Source organism: Allocoprococcus similis, from assembly GCF_054660775.1.
Genome location: NZ_BAAHSG010000012.1, coordinates 1 through 23,529 on the forward strand (window position 1 = coordinate 1; position 23,529 = coordinate 23,529).

A 23,529-nucleotide genomic window follows, 5' to 3' on the forward strand; every position below is an offset into this window, starting at 1 on the left:
TACATAGGCAGACAAGAGTCAGCCTCTCAAACCAGCCCCTCAAACCAAACCCTCAAACCAGCCCCTCAAACTTGCCCCTCAAGTTTGCCCCTCAATCTAAACCCTCAAAAAGACATCCCCTCAAAAACTTTGATTACCCTTTAATCTTTCTGTAGAGTGGTGTGTTTTTTTATTAGATACAATCTCATATCAAATTGACAACACATTGTCAAAGTGTCATAATTATCCGCGGAGGTAGTATTTGGAAACTACAAAACTATACTCTGACTGAATCACAACAATTTCATATCGAAATCGTTTCCGTCAACAAGTGACGGAGAAGGAGCTTATATTTATTAAGAGGTAAAATAAGACTCAGGGAATACGAAGAACAGCAGAAGCATTTGCAGGGAAAAGTATGCCTTGACAATGCTTTTTTTCATATAATAGTTTTTTGATAAGGAAGAAAAGTATGGCTGCACTCTATATTTATGCTTATTTTTGTATTTCCGGACAGAAAAAGGAGTAAGACATGACAGTTGAGATGTTAAAAGGAAAGATTCATCGTGCTACGGTAGTACAGGCAGAATTAGATTACGTGGGAAGTATTACCGTTGATGAGGAACTGCTGGAGGCAGCAGGAATTATGGAATATGAGAAAGTTCAGATCGTGGACGTGAATAACGGAAGCCGATTTGAAACTTATACGATCTGTGGTAAGCGTGGAAGCGGAATGATCTGCTTAAATGGCGCTGCGGCAAGATGTGTAAGTACAGGTGATAAGGTAATTATCATGTGTTATGCAAATTATGATGCAGAAGAAGCAAAAGAACATAAACCAAAAGTTGTTTTTGTGGATGATGAGAATAAGATCAGCCGTGTGACAAATTATGAAAAACATGGGTTGTTGAAAGACCAGGAAAAATAAGGAATCTAAAAAAATGAAATTTGTTGAATTCAGAACAAGAGGCTATCTCCGAATTTATTATAAAGAGGAGAATTATCATGCAGGTAACAACAACAGTCGAGGAGACAAGAAAATTAGTTAAAAATTGGAAAAAAGAAGGGAAAACCGTAGGTCTTGTACCGACCATGGGATTCTTACATGAAGGGCACGCAAGCCTGATAAGGAGATGCCGTGAGGAAAATGATATCGTTGTGGTATCCGATTTTGTAAATCCGACTCAGTTTGGACCGACAGAAGATCTGGAAGCATATCCGAGAGATTTTAAACGTGACAGCGAGCTTTGCGAGAGCCTTGGAGCAGATCTGATCTTCCATCCGGAACCGAAGGATATGTATCATGATCCACATGCTTACGTAAGTATTGATACGTTATCTGATACCCTTTGTGGCAAGACAAGACCAATTCATTTTAAAGGGGTATGTACGGTTGTTTCCAAATTATTCAATATTGTAGCACCGGACAGAGCTTATTTTGGACAGAAGGATGCACAGCAGCTTGCAATCATCCGCAAGATGGTGCTGGATCTGAATTTTGATATCCAGATCGTAGGCTGCCCGATCATCCGTGAGGAAGACGGACTTGCCAAATCGTCCAGAAATACCTATTTAAGCGCAGAAGAGAGAAAGGCTGCACTGTGCCTTTCAAGAGCCGTTAAAACCGGTCAGGAGGCGATCTGCAAGGGAATTAAGGCAGAAGAAGTCCTGTCAAAGATGCGCGCAGTGATCGAAGCAGAGCCGCTTGCAAAGATCGACTATGTATCCATGGTAGATGCACTGGATATGCAGCCGGTCGATAGCGTGGAAAAAGATGTTCTGGTTGCCATGGCAGTCTATATCGGAAAGACAAGGCTGATCGACAATTTCAGCTATGAGGTATAGCCTATGGAAAACAGAATGAAAAAAGTAGGAAAAGTCAGCTCTTTTCTTACAAAATATATCGGGGTCATTATTATCTGTTTTTCCGTAGTGGCGTTTTTCTGGCGTGATGGATTTGCCTGGACAACGAGCTACACTTCTGTATTTCTTGGAGTAGCCATGTTCGGGATGGGGCTTACGATTAAGATGGACGATTTCAAAAGAGTCTTTTCCAGACCAAAAGAAATCCTGATCGGATTCGTCGCACAGTACACGATCATGCCGGTGATCGCGTGGCTCCTGTGTCAGCTGATGCAGCTGCCGACAGATCTGGCACTTGGCGTGATCCTGGTTGGTTGCTGTCCGGGCGGAACGGCAAGCAATGTGATCACCTATATTGCCGGAGGTGATGTGGCGCTTTCTGTCGGAATGACGATCACATCAACTCTTGCGGCACCGATTGTAACACCACTTCTGGTGTATGTACTCGCCGGAGCCTGGGTAGAAGTATCCTTCTGGGCAATGGTAATTTCTGTAGTAAAGGTTGTTCTGGTTCCGGTACTTCTGGGAATTCTGATCAACTGGGTCTGGGGAAAACAGATCCAGAAAATATCAGAGGTTCTGCCACTGATCTCGGTTGTATCGATCGTAATGATCATCAGCGGAATCGTAGCTGTTAATGCAGAAAAAATCTTGAGCTGCGGACTTCTGGTTCTCGGAGTTGTGATGCTTCACAATCTCTGCGGAATGGGAATCGGACTCGGTGCAGCGAAAATTTTACATATTGAGTACGATAAGGCAACTGCTATTGCTATCGAAGTCGGAATGCAGAACAGTGGACTTGCAATCTCCCTTGCGACTGCCAATTTCGCGGCAAATCCACTGGCAACCCTTCCGGGGGCGATCTTCAGTGTATGGCATAATATATCCGGATCTTTGTTTGCAGGGATCCGCCGGAGTGGAGAACAGACGAAAGAGGCATATCAGGAAGTTACAGAATAAGAAAAATCCTGCGATTTTGAATTGGCAAAACCGCAGGATTTTTTGTACTCAGAACAGAAAATACAGAGACTAAAGCACGTCATTTTTGTACCGATTTGAATGGCAGATGAATGGAAAAGAAGAGAACCGGAACTCTTCTTTTCCATTAATTTGCCCCTCGCGTCAAACAAAAAAATTTCCTCTTGCAAAACCGATCCAACTATGTTATATTATCAAATAGTTTGAATATAAAAGTATCTTAAACTAAAATGATTTTAAAACAAAACAAATGGAGAGAACAACCATGAGAGGAAGGATATGCGGTACCGGTTCCTATGTACCGGAGCATTACTATGACAACAATGACCTGTCAAAAATGGTGGAGACAAATGATGAATGGATCCGGGAACGTACCGGCATCGTGCGCAGACACATTGCAGAAGAAGATACAACAGTCAGTATGGCAGTAAAAGCAGCAAGAAATGCACTTGCGGATGCAAAGTTAAATGCAGACGATCTGGATCTGATACTGGTATCCACAATCACACCAAACACCGTGATCCCAAGCACCGCCTGTGAGGTCCAGAAAGAGCTTGGTGCGGTAAATGCGACCTGTTTTGATATCAGTGCGGCATGCAGCGGTTTCGTATATGCCTATAATACCGCACAGGCCTACATAAGTGCCAGAATGTACAGGAACATTCTGGTAATCGGAAGTGAGACACTATCCGGAATTGTTAACTGGCAGGACAGAGGAAGCTGCATTCTCTTCGGTGACGGGGCAGGAGCTGCTGTGATCCGGGCAGAAGAAGGAGAAATCCTTCCATCCGTCACACATTCCGACGGAGCAAAAGGACAGGTACTCGCCTGTGAAAGCCGCCAGCAGAAAAACTGGCAGGAAAAAGAAAATGAAAAACAGACTTATGTATCCATGGATGGACAGGCAGTTTTCAAATTTGCCGTAAAAAAAGTACCGGAAGTCATCGGAGAACTTCTGCAAAAAGCAGATCTGACCGAGAAAGATATTGATCTTTTCGTTCTGCATCAGGCAAACTTGCGGATCATCGAATCCGTAGCCAAACGAATGAAAACAGACATAACAAAATTTCCGGTCAACATCGAAGAATACGGCAACACCTCATCAGCCAGCATCCCGATCCTCCTGGATGAACTAAACAAAACCGGCTGTCTGCAAAAAGGACAGAAAATCGTCCTCTGCGGCTTCGGCGCCGGCCTTACCTGGGGAGCCACACTCATAGAGTGGTAAACATAAAATCAATCAACAATAAGGAGACAAAAATCATGTTAGAAAAAGTAAAAGAAATCGTAGCAGAAGGACTTGACGTAAACGCAGCAGATCTCACAGCAGAGACAACCTTTGAATCCCTCGGAGCAGATTCCCTCGATCTGATGGATATGGTCATGACATTTGAAGATGAATTTGGTGTGGAGATCGACACCGAAGCAATCGGTGATCTCAAGACAATCGGAAGTGTCGTAACCTACATCGAAGGACTGAAAAAATAAGCATCACAAAAAACGCATACAGAAAGAGGTTGTAATATGAAAACAGAAGTAACCGAATTACTTGGAATCGAGTATCCGATCATCCAGGGCGGAATGGCCTGGGTTGCTGAGTATCATCTTGCGGCCGGCGTATCAAATGCCGGCGGGCTTGGGCTCATCGGGGCTGCAAGCGCCCCGGCTGAGTGGGTACGTGAACAGATCAGAGAGGCAAAAAAGCTGACTGATAAACCATTTGGAGTAAATATCATGCTGATGAGTCCTTATGCAGAGGATGTAGCAAAGGTAGTGGCGGAAGAAGGCGTAAAGGTTGTAACGACAGGCGCCGGAAGCCCGGAAAAATATATGAAAATGTGGAAAGAAGCAGGAATTAAAGTAATTCCGGTAGTTGCATCTGTTGCACTTGCAAGAAGAATGGAGCGGTGTGGGGCTGATGCAGTGGTTGCCGAAGGATGTGAATCCGGCGGACACATCGGAGAAAATACAACAATGGTGCTGGTTCCACAGATTGTAGACGCAGTAAAGATCCCGGTGATCGCAGCGGGAGGAATTGCAGATGGAAGAGGAATTGCGGCAGCATTTATGCTGGGAGCAAAAGCCGTACAGATGGGAACCCATTTTGTTGCAACAGAAGAATCCATCGTACATGAAAACTATAAAAACGCGATCATCAAAGCGAAGGACATTGATTCCAGAGTAACCGGAAGAAGCACCGGACATCCGGTGAGAGCACTTCGCAACCAAATGACGAAAAAATATCTGGACCTTGAGAAAAACGGTGCATCCTTTGAAGAACTTGAACATCTTACACTTGGAGGCTTAAGAAAGGCCGTTGTAGATGGAGATGTGACAAACGGAAGCGTAATGGCAGGACAGAGTGCGGCAATGGTCAAAGAGATTATGAGCTGCAAGGACCTGATCCGGAAGCTGGTAAATGAAACGGATGCACTGATCGGAGGCAAAGGATTTTATGAATAAAACAGCATTCATTTTCCCGGGACAGGGTGCACAGAAATGTGGTATGGGAAAAGATTTTTATGAAAAAAGCAGTCTGGCAAAAGCAATTTTTGATACAGCAACAGCTGAGCTTGGAATAGATATGCAACAGCTTTGCTTTGAAGAAAATGACCAGCTGGATCAGACTGAATATACACAGGCGGCAATGGTAACAGCCTGTCTTGCCATGACAGCCGAGATTGAAAAAAGAGGTCTTACACCGGATGTGACAGCCGGGCTCAGCCTTGGAGAGTACTGTGCAATCAGCGCAGCGGGAGGCATGCAGCCGAAGGACGCCATTTCTCTTGTGAGAAAAAGAGGGATTCTGATGCAGAATACCGTTCCGGCAGGTGAAGGAGCCATGGCGGCAATCCTGGGACTGGATGGAGACACCGTTGCGGAAGTGACCGGGAAAATTCCCGGGGCGTCTGTAGCGAATTATAACTGTCCGGGACAGATTGTGATTACCGGGAAAACAGAGGCAGTCGGACAGGCAGCGGAAGCTTTAAAAGAAGCCGGAGCAAAAAGGGCAGTTCTGTTAAATGTAAGTGGTCCGTTCCACTCGAAGATGCTGGAGGGCGCAGGGGAAGAGCTGGCAAAAGAAATGGAAAAACGCACTTTTGAATCGCTTATCATTCCTTATGTGACGAATGTTACGGCGAAATATGTGACGGATATCAAAGAAACGAAGGCACTTCTTGCAAAACAGATTTCTTCACCGGTACGATGGGAAGAAAGTGTGAGAACTATGATTGCAGATGGTGTGGACACTTTCGTAGAAATCGGACCGGGAAAAACACTCGCCGGATTCATGCGGCGCATTGACAAAGGTGTCAAAGTATACAATATCGAAACCTGGGAAGATATGGAAAAAGTAATTGCTGAACTGGTGTAAAAAACAGGCAATAGAAAGGAAAAGCATATGACAGACAGAGAAAATTTGGAAGGGCAGATCGCGGTGGTTACCGGCGCATCCCGTGGAATCGGAAAGGCAATTGCGAAGGAGCTGGCTGCACAGGGAGCAACAGTTGTGATCAATTACAATGGTTCTGAAGTAAAAGCAGATGAAGTGAAACATGAAATCATAGAAAAGGGTGGATGCGCCCAGTGTATGCAGTGCAATGTAGCAGATTACGAGGGCTGTGAAGCATTTATAAAAGCAGTGATCGAGCAGTTTGGAAGAATCGATATTCTGGTAAATAATGCAGGGATCACAAAGGATGGTCTGCTGATGCGTATGAGTGAAGAAGATTTCTCCGATGTCATTGATGTCAATCTGAAAGGAACTTTCCATTGCATCCGTTTTGCATCCAGACAGATGATGAAGCAGAGAAGCGGAAGAATCATCAATCTGGCATCCGTAGTTGGAATCAGCGGAAATGCCGGTCAGGTAAACTATGCTGCATCAAAAGCAGGAATTATCGGAATGACCAAATCTGCGGCAAAAGAACTGGCATCCCGCGGGATCACGGTCAATGCGGTTGCACCGGGCTTCATTGAAACGGAGATGACAGAAGTTCTTTCCGATAAGCTCAAAGAAGAAATGAGAGGTCAGATCCCTCTTGCCAGAATGGGACAGCCGGAAGATGTTGCAAAGGCGGTGGCGTTTCTGGCGTCTGACAGCGCAGCATACATTACCGGGCAGGTGCTGCAGGTCGATGGGGGGATGGTGATGTAAAAGTGGTTGCAGAGAAGGTTGAGGGACAAATTGTACAAAAGATGTCCTTCAAATTCAGACTCGCAAACCATTCCGATGAGCCTCTGAAACCAAGGATTGTGTCAGCAAAGGCTTCCACAATCCTTTGAGTCTCATCTCCATTGCTCGAAAAATGAATTTGAATGACATCTTTTGTACAATTTGTCATTCAACTTTATCGAGAAAACCATTTTACATCCGTGAAGTAGTTCAATATACCAATAGAGAATTGCAGGGGGAAGAAATTGGTTTTAATTAGCATTGAAGGGATTTGATTGAATAAGATCATTAACCTAAAGAATTCACCTAAAAATACATACAAAATGATAAATTTTATCAAAAAGTGGAACAGTCAACAACACACCGAAAACGTTTCGTGGAAAACGCGTTTTAGCCAGTAGACTTGAGTCCGGCTCTGCACAAATATTCCTGTCGGCATTCTATTTTGTGCAATGGAGAGGAGACTCAAAGGATTATGGAAGCCTTTGCTGACATAATCCTTGGTTTCGGAGGCTCATCGGAATGGTTTGCACAACTTGAATGCCGACAGGAATATTTGTGCAGAGCCGAACACAACCTACATTTCCCGCATTTTCCACAAAAGGAGGCAATATGAAGCGCAGAGTTGTTATTACGGGGCTTGGAGCGATCACCCCGATTGGTAATACAGTAGAAGAATTCTGGAACGGTATCAAAAATGGAACCGTAGGAATCGGTCCGATCACAAAATTTGATACAACCGAATATAAAGTGAAGATCGCAGCGGAGGTCAAGGACTTTGTTGCGAAAGAACGGATGGATTTCAAGGCATCGAAGAGAATGGAGACATTTTCACAGTACGCAGTTGCAGCGGCGAAGGAAGCGTGCGCGGATGCGGGATTTGAAATTGAAAAAGAGGATCCATACCGTTGTGGCGTGATCATCGGTTCGGGAATCGGAAGTCTGCAGCAGATCGAGAAGCAGTACACGACGATTCTGGAAAAGGGACCGGGAAGGGTAGCACCACTGATGGTTCCGATGATGATTTCCAATATGGCAGCCGGAAATGTATCGATCCAGCTTGGGCTTAAAGGAAAGTGCACGAATGTCGTTACTGCATGTGCGACGGGAACCAATTGTATCGGGGATGCGCTTCGTGCCATTCAGTACGGAGATGCGGATGTAATGTTTGCAGGTGGTACGGAAAGCTGTATCTGTCCGACAGGGATTGCCGGATTTACCGCACTTACCGCACTTACTACCAGTGAAGATCCACTGCGTGCATCGATTCCATTTGATAAAGACAGAAGTGGATTTGTTCTTGGAGAAGGAGCCGGCGTGGTAGTTCTGGAAGAGCTGGAGCATGCGAGAGCAAGAGGCGCAAAGATTTACGCAGAGCTTGCAGGTTACGGGGCAACCGGAGATGCTTATCATATCACTTCCCCTGCAGAAGACGGAAGCGGTGCGGCAAAGGCGATGGAGCTTGCGATGGAAGAGGGCAGCGTGACGCCGGAAGAAGTGCAGTACATTAACGCACACGGAACCAGCACGCACCACAATGATCTGTTTGAAACCTATGCGATCAAGAAAGCATTCGGCGATGCGGCAAAGGATGTGGTTGTGAATTCAACGAAATCCATGATCGGTCATCTTCTGGGCGCAGCTGGTGCAGTAGAATGTATCGTTACCGTAAAATCCATTCAGGACGGATTTATTCATCAGACAGTCGGAACAAAAGAATGTGATGAAGAATGTGATCTGAATTATGCTGTCGGGGCACCGGTCGAAAAAGAGATCAAATGTGCTCTTACCAATTCCCTTGGATTTGGCGGACACAATGCAACCCTTCTTTTGAAGAAGTATGAAGGATAGAGGTAGAAGGATGGAATTAGAAAATCTGGTAAAACTGATTCAGACCGTTTCGGATTCGGACCTGACAGGATTTCAGTATGAAGAAAACGGTGTGAAATTGAAAATACAGAAAGAAAAAGAACAGATGGTTGTCAGTACAGGCGCAGCACAGATGGCGACAGTACAAAACGTGCCAGGAGCGCAGAGCAATGCAGCATCAGTACTGAAGCCGGAGGATGGACCGGAAAAAGGAAAAGAAGCAGAAGGGCAGCTGATCAAATCCCCTCTGGTTGGAACCTTTTACGCAGCACCGTCGGAAGAGGCAGCACCATTTGTGGCAGTTGGCGATCATGTGGCAAAAGGACAGACGGTTGCCATCGTAGAGGCGATGAAACTGATGAATGATATTGAGTGTGATTTTGACGGTGTGGTATCGGAAGTACTCGTGAAAAATGGAGAAACTGTGGAATACGGACAGCCATTATTCCGAATCGTGTAGCTGGATGGAGGGCGAAAAGCATGAAACATTTGGGAATCAAGGAAATTCAGAAAATCATTCCGCACAGACATCCGTTTTTGCTGGTAGATTATATCGAAGATTACGAGCCGGGAGAATATGCGGTTGGCTATAAATGTGTGACTTACAGAGAGGACTTTTTTGCCGGACATTTCCCACAGGAGCCGGTGATGCCGGGAGTGCTGATCATTGAAGCACTGGCGCAGGTCGGTGCAGTAGCGGTTCTGATGCAGGAAGAAAATAAAGGAAAGCTCGGCTATTTTGGTGGGATTAAGAACTGTAAGTTCCGCAGAAAAGTTGTTCCGGGTGACAAATTAAAACTGGAAGCAAGAATTATCCGTCAGAAGGGACCACTGGTAATCGGAGAAGCTGTTGCATCAGTGGATGGAGAAGTTGCAGTAAAGTCAGAGCTGTCTTTGATGATAGGGAAGGCGGAAACAGATGATTAAGAAAGTACTGATCGCAAACCGTGGAGAGATCGCAGTGCGGATCATCCGTGCCTGCCGGGAAATGGGGATCGAGACGGTTGCAGTTTATTCGGAAGCAGATAAAGAAGCATTGCATACACAGCTTGCAGACGAAGCAATCTGTATCGGACCTGCACCATCTTCGGAAAGCTATCTGAATATGGAGCAGATCATCAGCGCGACCATCGTGTCGGGAGCAGATGCGATCCATCCGGGATTTGGTTTCCTTTCTGAAAATACGAAATTTGCAGAGCTTTGTGAGAAGTGCAACATCATTTTTATTGGACCGGATTCGAAAGTGATCAGCAGGCTTGGAAATAAATCCGAGGCGAGAAATACCATGGCAAATGCCGGGGTTCCGATCATTCCGGGAAGCCGGGAAGCGATTTATGATGCGTCAAAAGGAAAAGAAGTTGCAAGAGAGATCGGCTATCCGGTAATCGTAAAGGCGGCTCTCGGCGGAGGCGGAAAAGGGATGCGTGTGGCGGAAAATGAAGCCGGATTTGACATGGCATTTAATACCGCGCAGAAAGAGACCAAGGCAGCTTTTGGGGATGACACTATGTACATCGAGCATTTTGTGCAGCATCCGAAGCATATCGAATTTCAGATCATGGCGGATAAGTATGGAAATGTGGTGCATTTAGGAGAACGTGACTGTTCGGTGCAGAGAAATCATCAGAAGATGATTGAAGAATCTCCATGTGCCGTGATTTCGGATGAGCTTCGCCGGAGAATGGGCGAAGCAGCGGTAAAAGCGGCAAAGGCAGCGCATTACGAAAATGCAGGAACCATTGAATTTCTGCTGGAAAAGAGCGGGAATTTTTATTTTATGGAAATGAATACCAGAATCCAGGTGGAGCATCCGGTCACAGAATGGGTGACAGGGATCGATCTGATCAAGGAACAGATCCGGATCGCAGACGGCCAGCAGCTTTCCTTTACGCAGGAGGATGTAAAGCTGACCGGTCATGCCATTGAGTGCAGGATCAATGCGGAAAATCCGGAAAAGAATTTCCGCCCGTGTCCGGGAACGATCACCGATATGTACCTTCCGGGAGGAAAGGGTGTGCGGATTGATTCAGCAATTTACAGTGGATACACCGTACCGCCATATTATGACAATATGCTGGCAAAGCTGATCGTATTTGCAAAGAACCGTACCGAGGCGATCCGGAAGATGCAGAGTGCACTTGGTGAGGTAATTATAGAAGGCATTGATACTAATGTGGATTATCAATATGATATTTTGCATGATCCAAAGTATCAGGCAGGAGATTTTGATATTGAATTTATTGCCGAAAGAGAAGCAAAGAATCGGCAAGGTTAGCTCTACAAAAGCGGAGGTAAAGCAATTTGAAACTGTCAAATATGTTCAAGAAAACAAGCAGAAGAGGGTATATATCTCTTGGCGAAGGAAAGCCTGTCCATATGGCACCGGAGGTTCCGGAGGGACTTCTGAAAAAATGTAACGTTTGCAAATCTGCCATTCTGACAGAGGATGTGAAGAAGGGATATTATATCTGTCCAAAATGTCAGAATTATTTCCGTGTGCATGCGATGCGCCGGATTGAAATGGTAGCAGATGCCGGCACCTTTGAAGAGTGGGACAAGGGACTTACTTCGGGAAATCCGCTGCATTATAAAGGCTATGAAGAAAAGGTAGAAGCACTACAGGAAAAGACCGGGCTTGATGAGGCGGTTGTAACCGGAAAAGCAATGATCGCGGGAAATGAAGTAGTTCTTGCAGTCTGTGACGGGCGGTTTATGATGGCGAGCATGGGAAAAGTGGTTGGCGAAAAGATTACCCGTGCAGTAGAAAAGGCAACCGGTGAGAAACTTCCGATTATTATATTTGCCTGTTCAGGAGGCGCCAGAATGCAGGAGGGGATCCACTCTCTGATGCAGATGGCAAAGACTTCAGCGGCACTGAAAAGACACCATGATGCAGGCTGTTTATATGTAAGCGTGCTGACCGATCCGACAACCGGTGGGGTAACGGCAAGTTTTGCCATGCTCGGAGATATCATTCTTGCCGAGCCGGGGGCACTGATCGGTTTTGCAGGTCCGCGTGTGATTGAACAGACCATAGGGCAGAAGCTTCCGAAGGGATTCCAGAGGGCAGAATTCCTTCAGGAGCACGGATTTGTGGATCAGATTGTGGAGCGTCCGCGTCTCAGGGAGACACTGGCAGAAATTGTAGCAATGCATAAGCAGGGAGCATACGATTTGCCGGAAGTAGAAGAAAAGGAAACACAGGCGGTACAGAAGAATCTGACACCATGGGAACGGGTGCAGTTATCCAGAGACAAGGCTCGTCCGGTCGGTGCGGAGTACATTGAAGAATTATTTACAGATTTTATGGAATTTCATGGAGACCGTTATTACCAGGATGATAAGGCGATCATTGGCGGGATTGCAAGATTTCACGGAATGCCGGTGACTGTAATTGCACAGGCAAAGGGGCGCACGACAAAGGAAAATATCGAGCGTAACTTTGGGATGCCGTCACCGGACGGATACCGCAAAGCCCTTCGGCTGATGAAACAGGCAGAGAAATTTAACCGTCCGGTCATCTGTTTTGTAGATACGCCGGGAGCGTTCTGCGGGCTGGAAGCAGAAGAGAGAGGACAAGGTGAGGCAATCGCAAGGAATTTATTTGAAATGTCAAATCTTCAGGTTCCGATCCTGTCAGTTGTGATCGGAGAAGGTGGAAGCGGAGGAGCCCTTGCGATGGCAACTTCAGATGAAGTGTGGCTTCTTGAAAATTCGATTTACTCCATTCTTTCGCCGGAAGGATTTGCAAGTATCCTGTGGAAGGACAGCAGCCGTGCAAAAGAGGCGGCAGGTGTGATGAAGCTGACAGCTGATCAGCTCCTGAAAGCCGGTATCGTAGAACGGGTGATTCCGGAGCCGGAAGACTTCAATCTGGAAACATTTACAGAAGTGACAGATCCGATGGATGATTATATCTGCATTTTTTTGAAAAAATATGGAGCAATGACAAAGGAAGAACTTACTGAAAAGCGGTATGACAGATTCCGCAGGATGTAGTAGAAAGAGGAGAAGAAAAATGGAAGGATTACCGGAACTTGTGATTGGTGATTTGAAAGTAAAAAGACCGGTCATTCAAGGGGGAATGGGAGTCGGTGTGAGCCTTGGACAGCTTGCCGGAGCGGTTGCAAAGGAAGGCGGAGTCGGGATCATCTCAACCGCACAGATCGGATTTCGTGAACCGGATTTTGAAACGAATACAAGGGCGGCAAATATCCGTGCAATCGGATCTGAATTCCAAAGAGCAAGAGAGACGGCTACGGATGGCGTGATCGGATTTAATATCATGGTTGCGCTGAAGGATTATGACGAGCATGTGAAAGCAGCAGTGGACGCCGGAGCAGATCTGATCGTATCCGGGGCAGGGCTTCCGATCGAGCTGCCAGGACTTGTGGAGGGCAGCAGTACCAAGATTGCTCCGATCGTATCGACCGAAAAATCAGCGAAAGTTATTTTAAAATACTGGGATAAAAAATTTTCCAGGACCGCAGACCTGGTTGTGATCGAGGGACCGAAAGCCGGAGGACATCTGGGGTTTGACCGGGAGCAGCTGGAAACTTACACACAGGAAAGCTATGATGATGAAATCGAGAGGATCATGGCAGTGGTCAGAAAGTACGCCCAAAAATATCAGGTGCATATCCCGGTGGCAGTAGCCGGAGGAATTTCGGATAAAGATGCGGCAGAGCATGCCTTTTCATTAGGAGCAGATGCAGTCCAGGTGGCAACAAGATTTGTCACGACCTGGGAGTGCGATGCGGATCTCAGTTACAAGCAGAGTTATCTGAATGCGGAGAAGGAGGATGTCATTCTGGTGAAAAGTCCGGTTGGAATGCCGGGGAGGGCAATTAAGAATCCATTTATCAGTCATGTGATGGCAGGAGAGAGGGTGAAGCCTAAGAGATGTCTTGGGTGTCTGAAAAACTGTAACCCGGCGGAAGTGCCATACTGTATCACGGAAGCGCTGATCAAAGCGGCAAAAGGTGAGATTGGTGAGGCGCTTCTGTTCTGCGGAGCGGACGTGTGGAAAGCAGAAAAAATAGAAACCGTGAAAGAAGTGATTGATTCTTTGTTAGGTGACTGTGTATAATTGAACTAGAAAAAGACACAGCAAGGAGAAGAAGGGGAATTGGACGCATACGAGAGCATCAATAAGATACTGGTACATCTTTTTAATGATATCTGGGGACTGGAAGAAAAAGCAGTGATCACAGAAGAGTTTAAGGATCTGACGAACAATGATATGCATATCATTGAGGCAGTCGGTCTGGGTGACGGGAATAATATGTCTACGATCGCAAAGAAGCTTGGGATTACCGTAGGATCTCTGACGACTTCGATGAACAGTCTGGTCAATAAAAAGTATGCGGTCCGTCACCGGAGTGAGGAAGACCGCCGGATCGTCAATATCAAGCTGACGGAAAAGGGTGAGAAGGCGTACCACCATCACGCAGAGTTTCACAGGAAGATGGTAGAAGCGGTCGTTGAGACCTTAGATGAAGAAGAAATCCCGGTGCTGACGAAAGCACTGGACAATCTGTATCATTTTTTTAAGACGTATAACGGTTAAAGTGAAAAATCCTCTGTCACTCTTTGATAAAAAGAGCTGGCAGAGGATTTTTGGACTGCATGAAAATGGCATGTTGTCCGGGAAATTACAGCTTACAGGTATAGCGGAAATTTTCTGGATTCTCCGGCTACACGTGGATACGGTCTAATACTTCTCCGATCGGCTCATGGATCGTCAGGGTTGCGCCTACATCACGGGCAGTTGCATCCTTGTTGATGAGTACCAGATATTTGCCGTGGAAATAATCGATAAATCCGGCAGCAGGGTAGACCACAAGAGAAGTACCGCCGATGATCAGCATATCTGCTTCTGAGATGGCGCGGATACTTTTCTGGATGATCTGGTTATCCAGTCCTTCTTCGTAGAGAACTACATCCGGGCGGATGGTTCCGCCGCAGTCGCAGGTTGGGATTCCTTTCGATTCTTTTACAAAACGTGCACTGTACTGCTTTTTGCAACGCATACAGTAATTGCGGTGGATACTTCCATGAAGCTCCAGTACATTTTTGCTTCCGGCAGCCTGGTGGAGTCCGTCAATATTCTGTGTGATAACGGCGGTCAGCTTTCCGGCGGCTTCCAGCTCGGCAAGCTTCAGATGCGCTTTATTTGGCTTCGCATCAAGGAACATCATTTTCTCTTTATAAAAATCATAAAATTCTTCCGTATGCTGCATGAAAAAGCTGTGGCTTACAATCTGCTCCGGTGAGTAGCGGTACTTTTGTCTGTAGAGTCCGTCTGCACTTCTGAAGTCCGGAATATTACTCTCGGTAGAGACGCCGGCACCGCCGAAAAAAACGATTCTGTTGCTCTCGTTAATCATGTCCTGTAACTGTTTGATCTTGTCCATAATTTAATAACCTCTTTTCCTGGAAAATCAAAACCTGTCTTTTTAATCACAGTATACCAAATGAAACGAAAAAAGAGAATAAAATAAAAAAATTCCTTGTCCACAAAACATGCACCGAGTATACTATAAAGTATTGGATTGTGGAAAATTGGGGAAATCTGCAGACAAAATACATATGTCAAGGAGAGAGTAATATGAAAATGTCAAATATGAAGAATCTGTGCCTGATTTTATTGGGGAATACAGTATATGCACTTGCAATCGTAATGTTTATCCTGCCGAATGATATCATTACCGGAGGGACCACGGGGCTTGGAATTGCCGTGAATCATTATTTTGGATTACAGATCCATACATTTGTACTGATCTTCAACACACTGATGTTTCTTCTGGGGGCTGCAGTGCTTGGTATGAAATTTGCACTTACTACACTGGTCAGTACGTTTTATTATCCGATCATTCTGGGAATACTGGAGAATGTTCCGGTATTACAGAACATCACAGACGACAAGATGCTTTCGACGATCTGTGGAGGTCTGATGATCGGACTTGGAATCGGAGTTGTTATAAGATGCGGAGCATCAACAGGAGGTATGGATATCCCACCGCTGGTACTGAATAAGAAATTCGGGCTTTCCGTATCGGTTATGCTCTATGTATTTGATTTTGCGATTCTGATCTTCCAGATGGTATTTACCAATAAAGAAGAGATCATCTATGGTATCCTTCTGGTACTGATTTACACGGTGATGCTGGATAAAGTGCTTCTGATGGGATCGACCAGAACACAGATCAAGATCATTTCCGGAGAGTATGAGAAGCTGAACCATCTGATCCAGGAGAAGCTTGACCGAGGAACCACACTGGTCTACACGCAGACCGGTTATTTGAGAAAGGATCAGCCGATGATCCTTACCGTTGTGTCTAACCGTGAACTGATGCGGCTGAACCAGATCGTGCAGGAGATAGATCCGCACGCATTTATGATCATTGGCAATGTAAATGAGGTCAGAGGACGGGGATTTTCAACACAGAAAGTATATAAAAACGAAGTGGGCATGAATGAATAAACAAGAGCTTGAGAATGAGGAAGTAAGACAGGAAGAGAAAAAAACAAAGAAGAAAAAGGTCCGGAAAAAGAAGACCATGCTTGGACATATCCGCAGTATCATCAGTATTCTTCTGGTTGTGGGAATCATCGGAGGAAGCTACTGGTATTACGCATTCCAGTACAGAGCCGAGGTGGAGCCGGAAACCAACCGGAAGGTGACGAATACGGATTCCATTTACACGATGGAGCAGTATATAAAAACGCTGAAGCGCAACCAGACTGTTTATAAATACGCCTGCGATGAAGCCGAAGTGGACAATGACTACGGGACTTATGTTGTTCCTGGTCTGAAGTCAACAAGGACGCTGAAAGTAAAAGGGGACGGAGAAGCAGAAGTCTGCACATCCATGACACCGCAGGGACTTGCAATTACAGAGGATTATATTCTGGTCAGTGCTTATTGTAAGACAAAGGCACATGATTCGGTGATCTACGTGATCGACAAAGAAAGCAGACAGTTTGTGAAAGAGATTGTGCTGAACACCAAAGCCCATGTGGGCGGGATGGCATACGATACGATGAACCAGATTCTGTGGGTGACAGGACAGGGTTCCACCTGGGCGCAGGCAAATGCGATCACACTGTCTCATCTGGAGAATTATTCCTTTGATGACGGATATCATCCGATTGAATTCGATATGTCTTACAACCTTTACAAGATCAAGCGGGCGTCATTTATGACGTATCATGACGGTGCATTGTTTGTCGGATTCTTTACACAGGATAATGCCAGCGTCATTGAAAAATATCTGATCAATGCAGACGGTACCTTGTATGAAAAAGAAGATATGAACCTGAAACGGACGGTCGGCGTGACGGATCCGGTTGCCTATGCGGTCAGTATGCAGGTAATTTCCGGTAAGGTGCAGGGAATGGCATTTTACAACAATAAGATCCTGCTTACCAGGTCCTGGGGGATCCTGCCATCGGAGGTACAGATCTTCAACTATTCCAGATATGGAATCTTGTCAACTTCCGAAGCTTATAAGACGATCAAATTTCCAGAGAGGCTGGAACAGATCTATCAGGACGGTGGCAGCATTTATGCACTTTTTGAGTCGGGGGCTTATGCCTACCGAATGTCATCCATTAACCGGATTGACCGGGTTGTGAAGCTGAAAGGAAGTAAACTGGTAAAATAAAGACTGAAATCCATGAAATTTGCTTGAATCGGAAGTAGATTTATGGTAAAATACATGAGTGGTTCAAACATCAGGAGGTGTGATTAGTAATGGAAATTTTAAAAACAGTGCTTTTAATTTTATTTGCAATAGATTGTATCGCATTGACAGTAATCGTATTGATGCAGGAAGGTAAGTCAGCAGGTCTTGGAACAATCGCAGGTATGGCAGATTCTTATTGGGGACAGAACAAAGGTCGTTCTATGGAAGGCGCACTTGTTAAGTCTACCAAGTTTTTAGCAATTCTGTTTATCGTACTTGCAGCAGTCCTGAACCTGAAAGTTTTTGCATAACGAATGATTGAAAGAAGATGAGGAACACTCTATAGTATCTATAGGGTGTTCCTTTTTTGACAGGAGAAGAGATGGACGAATTATTTGAAAAAAGAAAGAAAATTATTTATGAATTTATCTGTGATGAATTTTATGTGCCGATGAAGCTGAAAGAGCTGTCGATGCTGCTTCAGGTCCCGAAAGATCAGAAAGGGGAACTCAAGGCTGTCATGGACAGCCTGGAAAAGGAAGGCAGGGTACATGTCACACAGAAAGGAAAATACATTAAAGGTGAGGCAAAGCAGCTGCGGGGAATATTCCAGGCAAATGCGAGAGGCTTCGGCTTTGTCACCGTGGAAGGTGAGAGTGAAGATATCTTTATCTCGGAAGATGATATGAACGGTGCCATGCAGGGAGATGAGGTAGAGGTTGTCATCACCAAAGCACCGGAAGGAAAGCGAAGAGAAGGAAAGATCACGAAGATTGTACAGAGGGGAACCCAGCGGATCGTCGGCTATTATCAGAGCCGGAAGAATTTCGGATTCGTTGTGCCGGATAATGAGCGTTTCCTGCAGGATATCTTCGTACCGGCAGAGCGCTCTAAAGGAGCTGTGACCGGGCATAAGGTTGTGGTCGAGCTGACCTCTTATGGGGAGAATGGAAAGAAGCCGGAAGGAAAGATCGTAGAGATCCTGGGGCATGTGACCGATCCGGGAGTTGATATTTTGTCGATTGTCAAAGGATATGATCTGCCAACCGAATTTCCGGAGAAGGTACTGAATCAGGCAGAGCGTGTGGCAAAGGCAGTGACGAACGCTGATATGGCAGGACGTAAGGATGTGCGGAGCTGGCAGACCGTGACGATTGACGGCGAGGATGCGAAGGATCTGGATGATGCGATCACTCTGACAAAAGAGGGAGACCGTTATATTCTTGGCGTGCATATCGCTGATGTGACCAATTATGTGCAGGAGAACAGCGCCCTTGACCGGGAAGCATTGAAAAGAGGTACCAGTGTCTATCTGGCAGATCGTGTGATCCCGATGCTGCCAAGAGTTCTGTCCAATGGAATGTGTTCATTAAACGCAGGCGAGGACCGGCTGGCACTGAGCTGTATCATGACCATTGATGCGAAGGGAAATGTAGTTGATCACCAGATCGCGGAAACTGTGGTAAATGTGGATGAACGCATGAGCTATACCAGTGTGAAAAAGATTCTTGAGGATCGGGATGAGGCAGAATGCGAACGGTATCATGATCTGATCCCGATGTTTGAACTGATGAAAGAACTGTCACACATTTTGAGAGAAAGACGTCACAGAAGAGGGGCAATCGACTTTGATTTTCCGGAGGCAAAGATTATTTTAAATGAAAGCGGTGAGCCGGTGGATATCAAGGCATACGACCGCAACGTGGCGACGAAGATCATCGAGGATTTTATGCTTGTGGCAAATGAGACGGTTGCAGAGGATTACTTCTGGCAGGAGATTCCATTCTTATACCGTGTGCATGAAACACCGGATGATGACAAGATGAAAAAGCTTGTGACATTTTTGCAGAATTTCGGATATACCATGCACATGCAAGGGGGACAGGAGATCCGTCCCAAAGAAGTGCAGAAGCTTCTGGACAAGATCGAGGGGACTCCGGAAGAAGCCATGATCTCAAGGCTTGCACTCCGTTCCATGAAGCAGGCAAGATATTCGCCGGATAATGACGGACATTTCGGACTTGCAACCCAGTATTACACGCATTTTACTTCACCGATCCGGCGCTATCCGGATCTGCAGATCCACCGGATTATCAAAGATAATCTCCGGGGCAGGATGAATGATGCAAAGAGGCATCATTATGAAAAAATCCTGCCGGAGGTGGCGATGGAGACAAGTTCCTTAGAGCGCCGTGCGGATGAGGCAGAGAGAGAGACGCTGAAGCTGAAGAAGGTACAGTATATGCGGAATTCCTTCGGACAGGAATTTGAAGGAGTTATTTCGGGTATCACGAAGTGGGGAATCTATGTAGAGCTGCCGAATACCGTGGAAGGTCTGGTGCATGTTACCAATATGACGGACGATCATTATGACTACGACGAAGAGCATTATCAGATGATTGGTTCACATCTCAGAAAGACCTACAAGCTGGGGCAGAAGGTGCGTGTGAAGATGATTGATTGTGATGAGATATCAAGAACCATTGATTTTAGACTTGTAAAGGAAAGAAAAGAGGAGAGAGAAGATGGCTAAGGCAAAAGCGCAGGGCAAGATGATTGCGAACAATAAAAAGGCGTATCATGACTATTTTATCCTGGATACTTATGAAGCGGGAATTGCACTTGCAGGTACGGAAGTAAAATCCCTCCGCATGGGGAAATGCAGCATCAAAGAATCCTTTATCCGTATTGAGGATGGGGAAGTGTTTATCTATGGAATGCATATCAGCCCATACGAAAAGGGAAATATTTTCAATAAAGATCCTCTGCGTGTGAGAAAGCTCCTTCTTCACAAATCGGAGATCAACAAACTGATCGGCAAGACCAAGGAAAAAGGAATGGCGATCGTGCCACTGAAAGTGTATTTCAGCAAGAGTCTTGTCAAAGTAGAGATCGGACTGGCAAAAGGTAAAAAACTATACGATAAGCGTGATGATATCGCGAAAAAAGACCAGAAGCGTGAGGCAGAAAGAGAGTTCAAGATCCGCAATTTCGGATAAAACAAAACTGTCCCCTTGAAAAAAGTGAGAATTGTATATTTTTACAGAGACAGTGACGCGGTACAATGTTCACTGACCTGATGAATTAATGTATTACAGTATTTCACAAGGAATGAGAAAGGATGGGACAGACTATGAAAACAAATTCAACCGTTATGAAAATTGCGCAGACAGCGCTGTTTGCTGCACTTTGCTACGTAATCTTTACGTATCTGCAGATTAAAATACCGATGCCGGGAGGAGATGCAACATCAATCCACCTTGGAAATGCATTCTGTGTGCTTGCCGCACTTCTTTTGGGCGGATGGTACGGCGGACTTGCAGGAGCGATCGGAATGGGAATCGCGGATGTGATGGATCCGATTTATATTACCGGAGCACCGAAGACATTTATCCTGAAGCTCTGCATCGGACTGATCACAGGACTTGTAGCGCATAAGATCGCAAAGATCAATGAAAGTACCGATAAGAAATATATTTTCAAATGGAGCCTGCTGGCATCTGTTGCCGGACTTGCATTTAATGTCATTGCAGATCCGATCGTCGGATACTTTTACAAACAGTACATTCTGGGACAGCCGCAGCAGATGGCTGAGGTTCTTGCAAAATGGAGCGCAGCTGCTACCTTTGTAAATGCGATTCTTTCTACGATCGTTGTAGTAATTATCTACAATGCACTGAGACCGGCACTTGCAAAGAGCGGAATGCTGGAAGTGGGAAAGACAAAAGAAGCGTAAAATTATGTAGAGATACATTGATAAGCCATATAAAAAAATAGCGGAATGGTATATTTTGTAAATATGCTTTTCCGCTATTTTTGTGTAGAAAAAAACGGTGTTGGAACTTTCTGATAAATAAAATGCATTATGTGTTGGATTTTGACCTTTTAAAGGTTAAAATAATGATGTAAATTATAATTAAAATATTGCATATAATATAAAGGAATTGTATAATGAAACTAATTAAGGAGGATGAGTTCATGAATACAGCATTATTAGATTTAACCGACAGACTTGTATCAATATCTGATTTTAGTCAGGGAAAAGCAGGAAAGATTTTTAATGATGTAGCTGAAAATAATACAGAATATATTGTTTTAAAAAATAATCAGCCAACTGCTGTAGTAGTGTCTATCAACGAATACAGAGATATACAGGAAAAAATCAGCAAATTAGAAAAATTGCTGGACAGGATTGAGAATATAAGATTACTGAAGCTTGCAGAGAGCAGAGTGGATAGTCCGACATCTTCTTTTGAAGAATTTGTGAAGGAAGAGGGATTCTCCATGAAAGAACTGGAGAAATTGTCAGAGAGCGTGGAGTTTGAATAATGACATGGACAATAAAAATTACAGAGGAAGCCAGAAAAGATTATAAAAAGATTGAAGGAAGTATACGGGCGCAGGTATTGGCGGGAATTGTGAAAGTGTCAAAAGCACCACTTCCAAGTCCGAATGGGTATGGGAAGCCGCTGGGGAATAAAAATGGAAACAACCTGACGGGCTTTTTCAAAATAAAATATCGTGGAATCGGAATAAGGGTTGTATATACACTTGTAATCGAAGAAATGGCTATGAACATTGTGGTTATCTCACAGAGAGATGAGAATTATTGTTATGAGCTGGCAGCAAAATTGTATGAGAAGTATGGGGATGACATCTTTAAAAATATTTTTGATGATTTTTAGAATGACAAGATGGAATCTACGGTTATTCCATTAACAATATGGCTCATAATAATCCGTATAAAATGTGGCAGAATAAGCCAGATTGAGTAAAATATATGTGGAGATCCCTTGACACAAACCGGGATGTCCGCATATAATATATAGAGCAAATGGGAGAGCAGAAGAATTACTTCTGAACGGATCTTGTTTGCAGGAGCGTATTTTTGATGATACGGCTTCCAAGAACCAGGGCTTGTACTGGTTTCGACGGGGGCACGGAAGTCAAGGAAGCCATCCGTAGCGGGACACTACGTTAAAAGTTCCAACTAAATATAAACGCAGACGAAAATTTAGCGTACGCTGCCTAGTTGCAGCAGTCGGCCTTGAGTCTCTCATCGCTTAAGTAACCGGCTTCGACCAGATGAGGCACTTCGTTTCCAAAGCTTTGAGGGAATGGAAGAATTTATGAAGCTACTAAAGTAAGCAGCCTGTTGTTCGGCGTCTTATGGAGGGAATGTCAAAAGAATGACTGTGATGGGAGATGCCTTTATGGAAGAGCTTTCGGACAGGGGTTCGATTCCCCTCAGGTCCATACCTGTAAAACCGCTGAAAATGTGATGTTTCGGCGGTTTTTTAATACTTAAAAAGGGGTGAAAATGCCGTTTCAGACCGTTTGAAACCACCTGAAATCGGAAAAATTGTGGTCAAAATTGTGGTCAAAAAATAGACTGAAATTGTAACTCAAAAATTCAAATAATGTATCAAAAAAATAAAAATACCCCGGTATGCCTATTTTTTACGCTTTTATACAATGAAAAGCCTAATCCCCCAGCTATGCTGGAAAAACAGGCGTAGAAGTGAAAGCACTGGCAGGAGAAATCTTTAGGAAATCTTGCAGGTGCTTTATGATAACATTTGAAGCTAAGAGAAAGGAGTGTTATAATAAAAAAGGGTTGATTCCACAAAGTACTCTCGCAAAACTTAAAATGTGTTCGGGAACACCTGAAGAAATAAAAAAGAAACTTGAAGATTATAAGAATGATCCGAAACATAATGGAAAAGAATTTATATATGATGTAAGTACCAAAACGATTGAGGACTTATGTCAGTTGCTTCAGTGCCAGCCACAGGATATTATGGATTGGGAAGTGAAATTAGATCCTGAATTATCGTATGAGAGGAAATTTTGCGAAGAATAAGCAAATTTTAGCAAAATCAAAAAATCGAGGTCGAAAATCCCCCGTAAAATAAGGGATTCTGAGCCTTAATTTCCCGATGAAACCGGGTTTTCATTTCAAACAGGAAGGGA

Annotated in this window: 24 protein-coding genes, 1 other RNA gene and 1 pseudogene; 25 read left to right on the forward strand and 1 reads right to left on the reverse strand. The window is 44.8% G+C overall.

The window, feature by feature from the left end; genetic code table 11:
- Window positions 1-511: 511 nt before the first annotated feature.
- The 15 genes and pseudogenes from panD (at window position 512) to ACYQ5K_RS06895 (ending at window position 14,435) form a co-directional block, all read left to right on the forward strand.
- The gene (gene panD, locus ACYQ5K_RS06825; RefSeq protein ID WP_459777405.1) at window positions 512-907 is read left to right on the forward strand and encodes an aspartate 1-decarboxylase; all 396 of its coding nucleotides are present in this window, start codon (window positions 512-514) and stop codon (window positions 905-907) included.
- A gap of 77 nt (window positions 908-984) precedes the next feature.
- Window positions 985-1,824, forward strand: a complete 840-nt coding sequence (gene panC, locus ACYQ5K_RS06830; RefSeq protein ID WP_173687357.1) for a pantoate--beta-alanine ligase — start codon at window positions 985-987, stop codon at window positions 1,822-1,824.
- A gap of 3 nt (window positions 1,825-1,827) precedes the next feature.
- Window positions 1,828-2,802, forward strand: coding sequence for a bile acid:sodium symporter family protein (locus ACYQ5K_RS06835; protein WP_173687358.1), 975 nt, complete (start codon window positions 1,828-1,830; stop codon window positions 2,800-2,802).
- Between the two features lie 283 nt (window positions 2,803-3,085).
- Window positions 3,086-4,048: a beta-ketoacyl-ACP synthase III gene (locus ACYQ5K_RS06840; RefSeq protein WP_195230291.1), complete on the forward strand. Its 963-nt coding sequence runs from the start codon at window positions 3,086-3,088 to the stop codon at window positions 4,046-4,048.
- 35 nt (window positions 4,049-4,083) lie between these two features.
- Window positions 4,084-4,308, forward strand: coding sequence for an acyl carrier protein (locus tag ACYQ5K_RS06845; protein WP_173687360.1), 225 nt, complete (start codon window positions 4,084-4,086; stop codon window positions 4,306-4,308).
- 30 nt (window positions 4,309-4,338) lie between these two features.
- Window positions 4,339-5,283, forward strand: a pseudogene (fabK, locus tag ACYQ5K_RS06850) (enoyl-[acyl-carrier-protein] reductase FabK); the annotation flags it as partial.
- A complete protein-coding gene (fabD, locus tag ACYQ5K_RS06855) occupies window positions 5,276-6,196 on the forward strand; it encodes an ACP S-malonyltransferase (protein WP_459777406.1) in 921 nt (306 codons plus the stop codon). The pseudogene fabK and the gene fabD, both read left to right, overlap by 8 nt.
- Window positions 6,197-6,223: 27 nt before the next feature.
- The gene (gene fabG / locus ACYQ5K_RS06860) at window positions 6,224-6,979 is read left to right on the forward strand and encodes a 3-oxoacyl-[acyl-carrier-protein] reductase (RefSeq protein WP_173687363.1); all 756 of its coding nucleotides are present in this window, start codon (window positions 6,224-6,226) and stop codon (window positions 6,977-6,979) included.
- Between the two features lie 630 nt (window positions 6,980-7,609).
- Window positions 7,610-8,848, forward strand: coding sequence for a beta-ketoacyl-ACP synthase II (gene fabF, locus ACYQ5K_RS06865; RefSeq protein ID WP_173687364.1), 1,239 nt, complete (start codon window positions 7,610-7,612; stop codon window positions 8,846-8,848).
- 10 nt (window positions 8,849-8,858) lie between these two features.
- Complete coding sequence (gene accB, locus ACYQ5K_RS06870; RefSeq protein WP_173687365.1) at window positions 8,859-9,326, forward strand: acetyl-CoA carboxylase biotin carboxyl carrier protein; 468 nt, start codon at window positions 8,859-8,861, stop codon at window positions 9,324-9,326.
- A 20-nt stretch (window positions 9,327-9,346) separates the two neighbouring features.
- Window positions 9,347-9,793, forward strand: a complete 447-nt coding sequence (gene fabZ, locus ACYQ5K_RS06875) for a 3-hydroxyacyl-ACP dehydratase FabZ (RefSeq protein WP_173687366.1) — start codon at window positions 9,347-9,349, stop codon at window positions 9,791-9,793.
- Window positions 9,786-11,141 carry an acetyl-CoA carboxylase biotin carboxylase subunit gene (locus ACYQ5K_RS06880; protein ID WP_173687367.1) on the forward strand — a complete coding sequence of 452 codons (1,356 nt, stop codon included), beginning with the start codon at window positions 9,786-9,788 and terminating at the stop codon, window positions 11,139-11,141. The genes fabZ and ACYQ5K_RS06880 overlap by 8 nt, the downstream gene beginning before the upstream one ends.
- Before the next feature lie 26 nt (window positions 11,142-11,167).
- Window positions 11,168-12,865 (forward strand): acetyl-CoA carboxylase carboxyltransferase subunit alpha, encoded by a 1,698-nt coding sequence (locus ACYQ5K_RS06885; RefSeq protein ID WP_173687368.1) that lies wholly within the window; start codon window positions 11,168-11,170, stop codon window positions 12,863-12,865.
- A gap of 19 nt (window positions 12,866-12,884) precedes the next feature.
- Window positions 12,885-13,955: an NAD(P)H-dependent flavin oxidoreductase gene (locus ACYQ5K_RS06890; protein WP_173687369.1), complete on the forward strand. Its 1,071-nt coding sequence runs from the start codon at window positions 12,885-12,887 to the stop codon at window positions 13,953-13,955.
- 39 nt (window positions 13,956-13,994) lie between these two features.
- Window positions 13,995-14,435 (forward strand): MarR family winged helix-turn-helix transcriptional regulator, encoded by a 441-nt coding sequence (locus ACYQ5K_RS06895; RefSeq protein ID WP_173687370.1) that lies wholly within the window; start codon window positions 13,995-13,997, stop codon window positions 14,433-14,435.
- A 127-nt stretch (window positions 14,436-14,562) separates the two neighbouring features.
- Here ACYQ5K_RS06895 and ACYQ5K_RS06900 read toward each other — a convergent pair whose 3' ends face one another.
- Window positions 14,563-15,282: an NAD-dependent protein deacylase gene (locus ACYQ5K_RS06900; protein WP_195230292.1), complete on the reverse strand. Its 720-nt coding sequence runs from the start codon at window positions 15,280-15,282 to the stop codon at window positions 14,563-14,565.
- A 194-nt stretch (window positions 15,283-15,476) separates the two neighbouring features.
- Here ACYQ5K_RS06900 and ACYQ5K_RS06905 point away from each other — a divergent pair, with 194 nt between their 5' ends.
- The 10 genes from ACYQ5K_RS06905 to ACYQ5K_RS06950 all read left to right on the forward strand — a co-directional run bounded on the left by ACYQ5K_RS06905 (window position 15,477) and on the right by ACYQ5K_RS06950 (window position 23,419).
- Window positions 15,477-16,352, forward strand: coding sequence for a YitT family protein (locus ACYQ5K_RS06905; RefSeq protein WP_173687372.1), 876 nt, complete (start codon window positions 15,477-15,479; stop codon window positions 16,350-16,352).
- Window positions 16,345-17,535, forward strand: a complete 1,191-nt coding sequence (locus ACYQ5K_RS06910; protein WP_195230293.1) for a YncE family protein — start codon at window positions 16,345-16,347, stop codon at window positions 17,533-17,535. Before ACYQ5K_RS06905 ends, ACYQ5K_RS06910 begins: the two co-directional genes overlap by 8 nt.
- Window positions 17,536-17,624: 89 nt before the next feature.
- Window positions 17,625-17,867 (forward strand): preprotein translocase subunit SecG, encoded by a 243-nt coding sequence (gene secG / locus ACYQ5K_RS06915; RefSeq protein WP_008372776.1) that lies wholly within the window; start codon window positions 17,625-17,627, stop codon window positions 17,865-17,867.
- Between the two features lie 71 nt (window positions 17,868-17,938).
- Entirely contained in the window at window positions 17,939-20,089 is a 2,151-nt protein-coding gene (gene rnr / locus ACYQ5K_RS06920; protein ID WP_195230294.1) for a ribonuclease R, read from the forward strand.
- Window positions 20,082-20,555 carry an SsrA-binding protein SmpB gene (gene smpB, locus ACYQ5K_RS06925; RefSeq protein ID WP_055156322.1) on the forward strand — a complete coding sequence of 158 codons (474 nt, stop codon included), beginning with the start codon at window positions 20,082-20,084 and terminating at the stop codon, window positions 20,553-20,555. Before rnr ends, smpB begins: the two co-directional genes overlap by 8 nt.
- A gap of 134 nt (window positions 20,556-20,689) precedes the next feature.
- The gene (locus tag ACYQ5K_RS06930; RefSeq protein WP_044999095.1) at window positions 20,690-21,292 is read left to right on the forward strand and encodes an ECF transporter S component; all 603 of its coding nucleotides are present in this window, start codon (window positions 20,690-20,692) and stop codon (window positions 21,290-21,292) included.
- 242 nt (window positions 21,293-21,534) lie between these two features.
- Window positions 21,535-21,885: a type II toxin-antitoxin system Phd/YefM family antitoxin gene (locus tag ACYQ5K_RS06935; RefSeq protein WP_173687375.1), complete on the forward strand. Its 351-nt coding sequence runs from the start codon at window positions 21,535-21,537 to the stop codon at window positions 21,883-21,885.
- Window positions 21,885-22,241, forward strand: a complete 357-nt coding sequence (locus tag ACYQ5K_RS06940) for a type II toxin-antitoxin system RelE family toxin (protein WP_173687376.1) — start codon at window positions 21,885-21,887, stop codon at window positions 22,239-22,241. Before ACYQ5K_RS06935 ends, ACYQ5K_RS06940 begins: the two co-directional genes overlap by 1 nt.
- Before the next feature lie 228 nt (window positions 22,242-22,469).
- Window positions 22,470-22,815, forward strand: a transfer-messenger RNA (tmRNA) gene (ssrA, locus tag ACYQ5K_RS06945).
- 310 nt (window positions 22,816-23,125) lie between these two features.
- Window positions 23,126-23,419, forward strand: coding sequence for a helix-turn-helix domain-containing protein (locus tag ACYQ5K_RS06950; RefSeq protein WP_195230295.1), 294 nt, complete (start codon window positions 23,126-23,128; stop codon window positions 23,417-23,419).
- The last annotated feature ends 110 nt before the right edge of the window (window positions 23,420-23,529 follow it).